The sequence below is a fragment of the Snodgrassella sp. ESL0324 genome (assembly GCF_013344955.1).
In the GTDB taxonomy this organism is placed as follows: domain Bacteria; phylum Pseudomonadota; class Gammaproteobacteria; order Burkholderiales; family Neisseriaceae; genus Snodgrassella; species Snodgrassella alvi.
Genome location: NZ_JAAEDS010000013.1, coordinates 26785 through 38506, shown reverse-complemented (window position 1 = coordinate 38506; position 11722 = coordinate 26785). Strand labels below are relative to the sequence as shown.

The window sequence follows — 11722 nt, the reverse complement described above, 5'->3', positions numbered from 1 at the left end:
TAAATTATGATATTTGATAATATAGTATTCCATACAGAAGAAGATTATCCGCCTGCGTTGTCACTGGCTAATGCTGCTACACATATGGGTTATTACTGGTCATGGGCTGTACGCCGGGGTTTATATAATCCGCAATGGGATGAAGCTGCAGAAGAAGATATGGCAGCATTGAAAGCTCAGGTTATGAGCGGAGCTGAATTTGTTCTGAATAATATGGCCGGTTGTCTGGAAGACAGTGATTTTAATGATGAAGGACGACGGTTTTCACTTTATTACTATGAAGATGAAGATGAGGGCTATGGTCGTTTTATGGAAGATTATGTGCAAACATTAAATACGCCGGCCTTGCAAAGTTTTTATCATGTAGAAATTAATGATGAAAATCAGTCTTTACTTGATGGCGTATTTGATAGTGCTTTGATTCAGTGGCGGCAAAGTTTGAAGCCGGTGCAATAAGGTTAATTATGGCATTGAATGGAAAAGGCAAATTAATCATACTGGATCGTGATGGTGTGTTGAATGTTATGCAGCCGCAGCCCATCAGCGATCCTGATCAGTGGCTTCCTTTACCGGGTAGTATGGATGCTGTTGCCTTTCTGACTCAAAGTGGTTATACCGTTGTTGTGGCGGAAAATATGTCTGGTATCGGGCGTAATCAGGTCAGTATGCAGCAGCTGAATGAAGTACATAGCAAAATGCATACTCATATACAGAAAGCTGGCGGCCGCTTAAGCGGGGTTTGGTTTTGTCCGCATACCGGTAATGCTAAATGTAAATGTCGTAAACCTGAACCCGGTTTGCTGCTGGATATTCTGGATCGTCTGCATATGAAAGCAGAAAATACCTGGCTTGTCGGAGATGGTATTCGCGATATGCAGGCAATTGCCGCAATTGGCGGTCATCCTGTACTGGTTTTAACCGGTAAAGGCAAGGAAACATTAAAAATGGAAGAATTGCCGGAAGATACTCAGGTGTACGATGATTTGCTGGATTTTGCCAAATATTGTCGTACTCTGGCTGAACAGGCAGCCGAGGAATAATATAACATGCTGTTGTTGCGTAATTTGATTTACTGGTTTTGTTTGTGTGTATTTTCATTAATCTGGCTGGTGGTAGTAATTGTTTCCATGCTGGTACCAAAAGGGGTTACATGGACGACCACAGTGTGGGGAAAATCTCTTTTCTGGATGCTGGAGCACATTATCGGATTGAAATACGAAGTTACCGGTCGGGAAAATATTCCGCGCGAACCCGGAATTGTGTGCTGTAAACACCAATCCGGCTGGGAAACGCTGGCCATGCTGGTATTTTTCCCTGATCTGGCCTTTGTGGCTAAACGCGAACTTTTTCGTATACCGGTTTTTGGCTGGGCACTGAAATGGCGCGGCACAATAGGTATTGATCGTAAAAACCCTAAAGCGGCAAATGCCCAGATTATCAGTCAGGGGAAAATATGCAAGCAAAAGGGGATGTGGATTTGTATTTTTCCGGAAGGTACACGAATCAAGCCAGGTTTCCGTGGTCATTATAAAAAAGGTGCTGCCCGAATGGCACAGGAACTACATATGAATCTGGTTCCGGTCGCATTAAACAGTGGCGAATTCTGGCCTAAAGATTCCTTTTTTAAATATCCGGGTAAAGTAACAGTAGTGATTGGTGAACCGATTCATTATGAGTCAGCTCATAATCCGGAAGAATTAATCAGAATCTGTGAGCAATGGATAGAATCCGAGCAAGTAAAAATTCAAGGGGTGGGACCGTTTGCACCAGAGCATCCGCAAGTACCAACGCCGTTCGTGCCGCATTAATTGATATTAGTTGAATATTGATACTTTTTTATTTGTGAAATAGTGTTTTGCTGAATCCTGAGCAGATAAACAGGTAGCCTATTTAATTTTTTTTAAGACTGAATCTGAAACAGGATATAAATAATATGATGTGCTGGTTAATAGAAGTATTTGCTTGTCTCAGATAGTAATTTATTTACATTTTTAACAGATTAGTTGTCATGTCGGAATTTCTTCACACAACTACAGATGGCGATACCATCAGGCTGAAATTACGGCGTACAGCAAAAAAAAATATTATTGTACGTCCTGCATCAGGTTGTTTACTGGATATTAACGTTCCGCCATTTGTATCAATGAAATCTTTGTATGAATGGCTGAACGTTAATGAAATCGCTATTAAAAAACTGTGGCAGCAATCAGAAAAAATAGCAACAGCATTACCTGAATTTATCTGGTTTCGTGGGCAGGCATATCCTTTTACTCAGATATCCGTACTAACAAGAGTGCAGTGGCATAAGCAATATGGCTTTTTAGTACCACTGGTAAATTCGCACTCGCCCTATGTACTTTTGAAAGCATGGTTAAAACAAAGTGCCAAAAAGGAATTGTTGCTACGCTTACAATATTGGGCAAATGTAATGCAGTTGCAGCCAATGGCAATGACATTAAGTCAGGCACGAACCTTTTGGGGAGTATGTCGCCGGCGTAGCGGAATCCGTCTGAACTGGAGATTAATTGGCGCGCCTGCTGATGTGGTGGATTATGTCTGTATTCATGAGTTGTGTCACTTGCGCCATGCCAACCATGGTAAAGCTTTCTGGGCAATGGTTGCTGAATACTGTGCTGATGCTGATAATGCTCGTAAGTGGCTGAAAAAATATGCTAATGAGCTGTTTTCCCTGGATAAATTCAGCTAAAATCTCAATTTGGAAAATTCGGTAAATTCCGGCTGTTTTCAATACTGATACAAAATAAAAAGCAGTCATACTATTTTTATCGTATGACTGCTTTTTGTTATTCAGATTTAAATGCTGATTTTTATTTCCGGCTGTCAGTTAAAAATGCTTACCTGTTATTTTTAGGTTTAGCCGGCATCAACCGCAAGTTGTTTCATAATATTTTTAATAATCTGGACACGTTGCATAACGTCTTCAATACCAATGCTAACTCTGAGTTTATCTGCTCCAATCAGACGGTAGTTTTTATCACTTTGCATAATGGCTACAATAGTTGCGGGGTTAATGCGATGATGTTTGCCAAAAGTAAAAGTAATGGCTTCACTACTGGCGTCAATTGTGTCTATGCCTAAGCTGGCTGCTTCAATGCGTAAATGATGGCTGGCAATCAGCGTGGAGACGGCCGGTTCAGGAAGTCCGAAACGGTCGATCAGTTCTTCGTGTATCTGGTCTATCTCTGCTTCCGTTTCACAGCTTGCCAGGCGTTTATACAACACCAGTCTGGCATGAATATCCGGGCAATAACTTTCCGGCAGCAGAGCAGGGCTATGCAATTTAATATCACTGGTAATACCCAGCGGGGCATCCAGATCCGGCTCTCTGCCTTTCTTCAAATTGCGCACGGCCTGCTTGAGCATTTCGGTATATAAAGTAAATCCGACCTGAATCATTTCACCAGACTGTCCTTCACCCAAAATTTCGCCGGCACCACGGATTTCTAAATCCTGCATGGCTAATGTAAATCCGGCTCCCAGATCATCAGCCATTTCTATGGCTTCCAGACGTTTCTGTGCATCTTTGGTCATTGCATCCGGTATCAGTAGATATGCATATGCCTGATGATGAGAACGGCCTACACGGCCACGCAGCTGATGCAACTGGGCCAGACCAAATTTATCAGCCCGCTCAATAATAATCGTATTGGCATTGGGAATATCAATTCCGGTTTCAATAATGGTTGAACACAGTAACACGTTATAACGCTGCTGAAGAAAATCCCGCATAATCTGTTCCAGTTCGCGTTCACGCAGTTGTCCATGAGCGATACCGATACGGGCTTCAGGTAATAAAGTAGTTAATTTTTCATAAGTGTTAGCAATAGTATCAACTTCATTGTGCAGGAAAAATACCTGTCCGCCACGTTTCAGTTCACGTAATACGGCTTCTCGTATTAAACCATCGCTGTAAGGACGAACAAAGGTTTTTACAGCCAGCCGGCGGCTTGGAGCTGTGGTAATCAATGAAAAATCACGCAGGCCTTCCAGCGCCATGCTTAATGTACGCGGAATTGGTGTTGCGGTCAGTGTAAGCACATCCACATTAGCACGCAGACGTTTAAGCTGTTCTTTCTGACGTACGCCAAAGCGATGTTCTTCATCTATAATAACCAGTCCCAGATTTTTAAAATGGACATCCGGCTGAACCAGTTTATGGGTACCAATCACAATATCTACTGTGCCGTCAGCCAGTCCGGCAAGTGTGGCCTGTGTTTGTTTACTGGTATTAAAGCGGGAAAGCTGGGCAACTTTAATCGGAAAGTCTGCAAAGCGATCAGCAAAATTTTGTGCATGTTGCTCAACAAGCAGTGTAGTTGGTGCAAGTACTACCACCTGTTTACCAGCCATTGCTGCTACAAAAGCGGCGCGTAGCGCAACCTCAGTTTTACCAAATCCTACATCTCCGCAAATCAGTCTGTCCATGGGCTTTTCAGCACATAAATCTTTTATGGTCGCAGCGATTGCCGCAGCCTGATCTTCGGTTTCTTCATAGCCAAAGCCATTGGCAAAAGCCTGATAATCCATCTCATTCAGACTAAAGCGGTGGCCTTGCTGAGCTTCACGCTGAGCATATAGATTTAATAATTCAGCAGCTGTATCTCTGGCTTTTTCCGCGGCTTTATGTCGTGCTTTATCCCATGCTCCATGACCCAGTTTATGCAAACTGATGTTATCATGAGCACTGCCTGCATAGCGGGAAATAAGCTGGAGCTGACTAACAGGTACATATAACTGAGAACCTTCAGCATACTCCAGTAGCATCATTTCACAGGCACCTTCACCTAAATCCAGGGTTACCAGACCCTGATAGCGTCCGATACCATGTTGTTCATGTACCACCGGATCACCAATTTTAATTTCAGCCAAATCGCGCAGCATGCCGTCAGAAACAGCACTGTGCTTGCGTCTTGTACGCCGGCCGCGAATAACATACTGGTATAAATCAGCCTCAGTAATAATGGCCAGTTGCTGATCTGTCAGCAGGCAACCGTAACTTAACGGCGCAATAGTCAGGCACAAGCTGGAATTACTGTTCAGAAAGTCCTGCCAGCTATTGACAATATCTGGCTGTAAACTGTACTGGCGCATAAAATTGAGCATGGTTTCCCGGCGTCCGAGACTTTCTGCGCAAATCAGTACCCGTCCTGACCATTGCTGGAGAAAATTTTTCAGTGTGTGCAGCGGATCATCAGCCTGTCTGTCTACTGCGACACTTGGCAGCGTATAAGTAGTGTCTTCGCTGATTTGCGGAACAAGACGCGCATAAGATTTAATGCGTACCCCGAACTGGTCTTCACTAAGATAAAGATAATCTGGTGCCAGAGGTGGATAGGCCGGATCGCCCTGTGCCAGAATGTAGCGTTGTTTGACATCCTGCCAGATGCGGGCAGATTCTTGATGAATATCACCCAGACAAACCAGAATGGCTTCATCATCAGTGTAATCAAAGATACTGACGCATTCTTCTTCAAAAAATAAAGGCAGGTAATATTCAACACCCGCCCCGAAATGTCCTTCAGATACTGCATTATAAACAGTTGCTTTTCGGGCATCGCTATTGATTTCTTCCCGAAAGCGGCTGCGGAATATTTTCTGTGCATCACTGTCGGTTGGAAATTCATGTGCCGGTAACAGACGGATTTCATCTACTGTGGTTAATGTACGCTGGCTGTCTGCATCAAATGTTTTGATGGTATCAATTTCATTGTCAAATAAGTCCAGACGAAACGGTGTGTCACTGCCCATTGGAAAAATATCGAGAATACCGCCACGCATGGCGAATTCTCCGGTCGCCACCACATGAGAAACATGGTTGTAGCCGGCTTCAACCAGGCTGTGTTTCAATGCTTCAATATTCAGTTCCTGCCCGGTTTTGAGCCAGAAAGTATGTCCCAGCAAAAATGAAGGAGAGGCAATTTTTTGCATGGCTGTTGCCAGCGGTAACAATAAAACGTCAACCAGTCCGTTTTTTAGTTGCCACAATGTACTTAGTCGCTCTGATACTAGCTCCTGATGAGGAGAAAAATGTTCGTAGGGCAGAGTTTCCCAGTCCGGGAAAAACATGATACGTGCAGCAGGATCAAAAAATTGCCATGCTGCCTGAATACGGATTGCCTGTTCGGCATCTGCAGTTAAAATAATTTTCAGTTTTTTTTCAGGTAAATGCTGGCTAAGTAATAATGGCAGACTACCAGCATTTAAATCAGACCAGATTACAGTCTGTCTGGTTTTAGGCAATGCGAATGAAGCAGCAGCGGGCATAATTTTAGTTTTACAGATAATAGAAAATGATTGCCAGTACTTATGGGCAAGCTATGATAAGACAAGCCCTGATAAGCAGACAATTGAAACAGAATTGTTTGGAATGGGTGAGTAACAAGTCAGTTTCAGACACAGTCCTGGAGTTATGACTATTATTACATAACAATAATTAATATAGCGAATACAAATACATCACAGCGATGGTAATCAGAATGGCAAATGCACAGCCAATTTTGGCAACCACACCAACAACCAGACCAATCAGTGTGGCAAAACCTACCTTGCCGGCAGCGACCAGATTGCGTCTGGCAATAAATTCACCGGTTGCTGCACCAATTAGCGGCCCCAATACCATGCCCGGTAAGGCAAAAAACATGCCAATAATCGCACCAATAAAAGAACCCCAGATAGCTCTTCTGCTTGCACCACTATGTTTAGCACCCAGCATACCGGCAATATAATCCAGAAAACAACCTAATAAAGTCAGTATACCTAAAGTAATTAATGTGGGTGCTCCCATAATCTGATAATTGCTGCTCAATGCCAGTAACCATGCACCTCCGAACATGAGAGGCAGACCAGGTAAAGCAGGCATAAATGTACCTAATAAACCAATGAATAATAAAACAATAGCCAATATTACCAATACTGCATTCATGGCAAATTAGTCCTCAATAAAATTCATAATATAGAATAATAAAATGGGGGATGCGGTTCTCACATACAAGGATAAATTTTGTAGTGTAGATAAAAAATATGTAATCAGCCTGTGATTAATAACAGATAATTTTATCAGTTTGGCATGGTATCTGTATATTAGTGAGCAGTTGCAGTACAGACAATCTGTATAAAATATAAATGATAAATAAACCTGCGTTATTTGTTGAGACTGGATGATTCAATAGCAATACAATAACCAGATTGAATAACAATGCTATTTATTATGAAATATTTTTCTTAAAGATAAATATTCGATATTGAAAAAAGGCAGCCTTTAAAAAGCTGCCTGTACCAGATAAACTTTAATTAATCTAATTTTTTAAAGTGTTTGCGACGTTCCTGTTCGCTCAGGTAGCGTTTACGCAGACGAATGGTTTGCGGAGTAATTTCTACCAGTTCATCATCATCGATAAACTCTACCGCAGCTTCCAGAGACATCAGTACCGGCGGAGTCAGACGCACTGCTTCATCTGTGCCGGAAGCACGGACATTAGTCAGTTTTTTGCCTTTCAGAGGATTAACAACCAGATCATTGTCACGGCTGTGAATACCGATAATCATGCCTTCGTAAATTTTTTCGCCCGGATTGATAAACATACGACCGCGGTCTTCCAGATTCCATAAAGCATAGGCTACAGCATCACCTTGTTCTTGTGATACCAGTACACCATTGCGGCGGCCGGGTATTTCTGCTTTTACTGGTGCGTAATTATCAAATACGTGACTCATCAGTCCCTGACCACGGGTCATGGTCATGAATTCACCCTGAAAACCAATCAGACCACGTGCAGGAATACGGTATTCCAGACGGGTACGGCCTTTCCCGTCGCTTTCCATATTGGTCAGTTCACCGCGGCGGCGACCCAGTTCTTCCATTACAGCACCCTGAGTATTGTCTTCTACATCGACAGTCAGGTTTTCGTAAGGTTCGCATTTAACGCCGTCAATTTCACGGAAAACCACACGTGGTTTGCCGACAGCCAGCTCGTAACCTTCACGGCGCATATTTTCAATCAGAATAGTCAGATGAAGCTCACCACGGCCTGAAACACGGAATACATCTGCGTCTGCTGTGTCTTCAACGCGCAGGGCTACATTGGTCAGCAATTCTTTTTGCAAACGTTCGCGAATCTGGCGACTGGTAACAAATTTACCTTCTGTACCGGCCAGCGGGCTGGTGTTGACCATGAAATCCATCGTCAGAGTAGGTTCGTCCACGCTCAGCATAGGCAGCCCCTGAGGTTGTTCACGATCAGCAATGGTAACACCGATACCTATATCTTCCAGTCCGGAAACCGTAACAATATCACCGGCTTCCGCTTCTTGTAGCGGAATGCGTTCCAATCCTTTGAAGCCAAGCAACTGATTAATGCGTCCCTGACCAATCTGCTTATCTTCATTCATGATGGCTACTACCTGACCGGGTTTAATTCGTCCGTTCAGAATACGACCGATACCCAGCCGGCCGGTATAGTTATCATAATCAAGCTGAGAGATCTGTAATTGCAGAGGTTTATCTGCATCACCGGCTGGTTCCGGGGTATATTTCAGAATGGTTTCAAACAACGGACGCATATCGGTAGATTCGTCTTCTTCATTCAGTTTGGCAAAACCAGACAGACCAGAAGCATAAACGATAGGAAAGTCGAGCTGCTCATCGGTTGCGCCCAGTTTATCGAACAGTTCAAAAGTCTGGTCAATTACCCAGCTCGGGCGGGCACTTGGCTTATCAATTTTATTGATCACTACAATCGGTTTCAGCCCTAATGCCAGTGCTTTTTTGGTAACAAAGCGGGTTTGCGGCATCGGGCCTTCCTGTGCATCTACCAGTAGTAGCACACAATCAACCATTCCCAGTACACGTTCTACTTCGCCGCCAAAATCGGCATGTCCGGGTGTATCAACGATATTAATATGGTAGCCTTCGTATTCGATGGCGGTATTTTTGGCAAGAATGGTAATGCCGCGTTCTTTTTCAAGATCGTTGCTGTCCATTACTCGTTCGTCTACCTGCTGATTGGCACGGAAAGTACCGGACTGGCGCAATAACTGGTCTACCAGTGTGGTTTTGCCGTGGTCGACGTGTGCGATAATGGCAATATTACGAATTTTTTTACTCATAGGAGTGTGTAACCTAGTTTATTAGCTATTTGTAAGGAAAATTAACCTTGAATTATAACATTTACTCTGCTTTTCGTGGAATTTTTAGCAAAATCAGATGTTCTTTCAGTATTAAAGAGGCTGACTTACATCTGTGTATGTGTCATAGTTAACGTTTTTCCGGTGTTATTCCGGCTGGGTTATTTAAGGCAGTCTGTTGTAATTGTGGTATTGAAGAGGGATGCAAAACCTAGGCAATGGAACAGTTAGAATTTTTTGTTATTCCCAGTCCCTGTAAAGGTGTTTGTGAAAGCAATCATAAGGGATATTGCAAAGGCTGTCTGCGCAGCAGGGACGAGCGTCTTTACTGGTTACGTATGTCTGATACTCAGAAACAGTATGTGCTGCGTTTGTGTGCATTGCGCCGGCGCAAGCTGGAGCAAATGCAACCACAACCAGCAGACCAGACAGAACAAAATCTGATTGAGCAAATATGGCTGCAGGCAGATTTTGATTTTTAGTTTTTAATAGCTGATAAGTCAGTTCGTAAATTTTGATTTTGGGGGAAAAATGCATTTTCTGATTATTAGTATTCTATGTAGTGTCTCTGTGTCAGTATTACTGAAACTGGCACGCAGAAACGGTGTTAATATTGCTCAGGCCGTAGCGATTAATTACCCGGTAGCTGCTGCCTGCACCTGGTTTTTTTTACGTCCGGATTTTTCTGATTGGCATACTTATAGCAGTCACTGGATTATTTTTCTGGCTTTAGGTATTGGTCTGCCGCTCGGCTTTATTGTGCTGGGGCGGGCTATCGAACAGGCGGGAATGGTAAAAACAGATGCTGCACAGCGCCTGTCGCTATTTATGCCTATAGTGGCCGCATTTGTGCTCTTTGGAGAAACTTTAAGCACTAACAAAATTATCGGAATTGCACTGGCACTGATGGCCTTGCTTACCTTGCTGTACCGTGAGAATCCGGCTAAAGGCAAAGGAAAAGGTGATTTTTTAAGTACTGCCGGCTACTTATTCGGTGTGTGGCTTTGTTACGGAACTACAGATATTCTGTTTAAACAGATGGCGAAAAGCGGAACAGCTTTTGCACCGACCTTGCTGGTGTCATTTATACTCGCTGCCATTCTGATTATATGTTATCTGTGTCTACGCAGAACAGTCTGGAATGCGGCCAGTATTCTGGCAGGTCTGATACTGGGTGGTTTGAATTTTGCCAATATTCTGTTTTACATTCGTGCACATCAGTATTTTCAGCAAGATCCTTCGCTGGTGTTTGCCGGTATGAATCTGGGTGTAATAACACTGGCCACTATTATTGGCGCTTTTGTGTTTAAAGAAAAAATCAATGGTTTGAATGCTGCCGGAATTGTACTGGCGATTGCTGCAATCTGGTTTCTGTTTTATGGCAGCAGGCTTAATTCTTTGTTGTAGCCGATTTATATTGAAAAGCTGTTCTGAAAATCAGAACAGCTTTTTTTGATGAACTTAGCCGGCATTACTTAATTGTGCCAGCTGCTGAGCCTGATGCTCGGCAATTAATGCCTGTGTCAGCTCAGATAAATCACCATCCATAATAAAATCCAGTTTATGCAAAGTAAGATTGATGCGATGATCGGTTACTCTGCCTTGGGGATAATTATAAGTTCGAATACGTTCACTGCGGTCGCCGCTGCCAATCAGGCTCTTACGTTCAGCAGCCTCTTTGGCATGAGCTGCATGTTTCTGCTGTTCGTACAGACGGGAGGCAAGTACTCGCATTGCCTGTGCTTTATTGGCATGCTGTGAACGCCCATCCTGACATTCCACTACCATACCCGTTGGTAAGTGAGTAATACGTACGGCAGAATCCGTCTTGTTAATATGCTGACCACCCGCACCGGAGGCGCGGAAAGTATCAATGCGTAAATCGTTCGGATTTAGCTGTACTTCAGCCACTTCATCTGCTTCCGGCATAATGGCCACAGTACAGGCTGAGGTATGGATTCTGCCCTGACTTTCTGTAGTTGGTACGCGCTGAACCCGATGGCCGCCAGATTCAAATTTGAGCTGACTGTAAACATTCATGCCTGCAATTCGTGCAATCACTTCTTTATAGCCACCCAGATCGCTTTCACTGGCGGATACAATTTCTACCTGCCAGCCCATACGTTCTGCAAAGCGGGTATACATGCGCAATAAATCGCCGGCAAATAAAGCTGCTTCATCACCACCGGTTCCGGCACGAATTTCTATGAAAATATTCTTATCATCATCTTCGTCTTTCGGTAACAAAAGTTTTTGCAGCTCGCCATCCAGCTGAGTAATCTGATTACGGGCAGTATTGATCTCTTCAGCCGCAAATTCTTTTAATTCCGGGTCTGCAAGCATTTCTTCTGCGGCAGCTAAATCAGTTTCTGCCTGTGTATACCGGCGATAGGTTTCTACTACCGGTGTAAGCTCGGCATGTTCACGGGTAAGGCGACGATATTCGTCAATATTGTTCGTGACATCAGGAGAAGCCAGCAAAGCGGTTACTTCTTCCAGACGCTCAGTCAGGTGCTGTAACTTGTCTATCAATGAAGGTTTCATCTGGTATTCCGTATTAAATAAAAGCTATCAGTCC

Annotated in this window: 10 protein-coding genes; 6 read left to right on the top strand and 4 right to left on the bottom strand. The window is 43.6% G+C overall.

All coding sequences use genetic code 11. The annotated features are described in order from the left end of the window. Positions 1 to 6 precede the first annotated feature (6 nt). The 4 genes from GYY70_RS06515 (at position 7) to GYY70_RS06500 (ending at position 2707) form a co-directional block, all read left to right on the top strand. On the top strand, positions 7 to 456 hold the full coding sequence (locus GYY70_RS06515; protein ID WP_180214728.1) for a cell surface protein: 450 nt from the start codon (positions 7 to 9) through the stop codon (positions 454 to 456). 8 nt (positions 457 to 464) lie between these two features. Then, positions 465 to 1040 carry a D-glycero-beta-D-manno-heptose 1,7-bisphosphate 7-phosphatase gene (gene gmhB / locus GYY70_RS06510; RefSeq protein ID WP_025330587.1) on the top strand — a complete coding sequence of 192 codons (576 nt, stop codon included), beginning with the start codon at positions 465 to 467 and terminating at the stop codon, positions 1038 to 1040. A 6-nt stretch (positions 1041 to 1046) separates the two neighbouring features. After that, entirely contained in the window at positions 1047 to 1808 is a 762-nt protein-coding gene (locus tag GYY70_RS06505) for a 1-acyl-sn-glycerol-3-phosphate acyltransferase (protein ID WP_037475573.1), read from the top strand. A gap of 200 nt (positions 1809 to 2008) precedes the next feature. Beyond that, positions 2009 to 2707: a M48 family metallopeptidase gene (locus GYY70_RS06500; RefSeq protein WP_174831725.1), complete on the top strand. Its 699-nt coding sequence runs from the start codon at positions 2009 to 2011 to the stop codon at positions 2705 to 2707. Positions 2708 to 2874: 167 nt separating this feature from the next. Here the strand turns inward: GYY70_RS06500 and mfd are convergent, their stop codons facing one another. The 3 genes from mfd to typA all read right to left on the bottom strand — a co-directional run bounded on the left by mfd (position 2875) and on the right by typA (position 9126). Continuing rightward, positions 2875 to 6285, bottom strand: a complete 3411-nt coding sequence (gene mfd / locus GYY70_RS06495) for a transcription-repair coupling factor (protein WP_174831723.1) — start codon at positions 6283 to 6285, stop codon at positions 2875 to 2877. A 169-nt stretch (positions 6286 to 6454) separates the two neighbouring features. Then, positions 6455 to 6943, bottom strand: coding sequence for a DUF456 domain-containing protein (locus GYY70_RS06490; RefSeq protein WP_174831721.1), 489 nt, complete (start codon positions 6941 to 6943; stop codon positions 6455 to 6457). A gap of 368 nt (positions 6944 to 7311) precedes the next feature. Beyond that, a complete protein-coding gene (gene typA / locus GYY70_RS06485; RefSeq protein WP_025330592.1) occupies positions 7312 to 9126 on the bottom strand; it encodes a translational GTPase TypA in 1815 nt (604 codons plus the stop codon). A 236-nt stretch (positions 9127 to 9362) separates the two neighbouring features. Here typA and GYY70_RS06480 point away from each other — a divergent pair, with 236 nt between their 5' ends. Further along, the gene (locus tag GYY70_RS06480; protein WP_084565588.1) at positions 9363 to 9626 is read left to right on the top strand and encodes a DUF1289 domain-containing protein; all 264 of its coding nucleotides are present in this window, start codon (positions 9363 to 9365) and stop codon (positions 9624 to 9626) included. Between the two features lie 49 nt (positions 9627 to 9675). Then, the gene (locus tag GYY70_RS06475; RefSeq protein WP_037392153.1) at positions 9676 to 10551 is read left to right on the top strand and encodes a DMT family transporter; all 876 of its coding nucleotides are present in this window, start codon (positions 9676 to 9678) and stop codon (positions 10549 to 10551) included. Between the two features lie 54 nt (positions 10552 to 10605). Here GYY70_RS06475 and prfA read toward each other — a convergent pair whose 3' ends face one another. After that, complete coding sequence (prfA, locus tag GYY70_RS06470; protein WP_084554327.1) at positions 10606 to 11688, bottom strand: peptide chain release factor 1; 1083 nt, start codon at positions 11686 to 11688, stop codon at positions 10606 to 10608. Between the last annotated feature and the right edge of the window lie 34 nt (positions 11689 to 11722).

Coding starts and splice junctions, on each gene's coding strand:
- GYY70_RS06515 (WP_180214728.1), top strand. CDS start 7: ATGATATTTGATAATATAGTATTCCATACAGAAGAAGATTATCCGCCT.
- gmhB (WP_025330587.1), top strand. CDS start 465: ATGGCATTGAATGGAAAAGGCAAATTAATCATACTGGATCGTGATGGT.
- GYY70_RS06505 (WP_037475573.1), top strand. CDS start 1,047: ATGCTGTTGTTGCGTAATTTGATTTACTGGTTTTGTTTGTGTGTATTT.
- GYY70_RS06500 (WP_174831725.1), top strand. CDS start 2,009: ATGTCGGAATTTCTTCACACAACTACAGATGGCGATACCATCAGGCTG.
- mfd (WP_174831723.1), bottom strand. CDS start 6,285: ATGCCCGCTGCTGCTTCATTCGCATTGCCTAAAACCAGACAGACTGTA.
- GYY70_RS06490 (WP_174831721.1), bottom strand. CDS start 6,943: ATGAATGCAGTATTGGTAATATTGGCTATTGTTTTATTATTCATTGGT.
- typA (WP_025330592.1), bottom strand. CDS start 9,126: ATGAGTAAAAAAATTCGTAATATTGCCATTATCGCACACGTCGACCAC.
- GYY70_RS06480 (WP_084565588.1), top strand. CDS start 9,363: ATGGAACAGTTAGAATTTTTTGTTATTCCCAGTCCCTGTAAAGGTGTT.
- GYY70_RS06475 (WP_037392153.1), top strand. CDS start 9,676: ATGCATTTTCTGATTATTAGTATTCTATGTAGTGTCTCTGTGTCAGTA.
- prfA (WP_084554327.1), bottom strand. CDS start 11,688: ATGAAACCTTCATTGATAGACAAGTTACAGCACCTGACTGAGCGTCTG.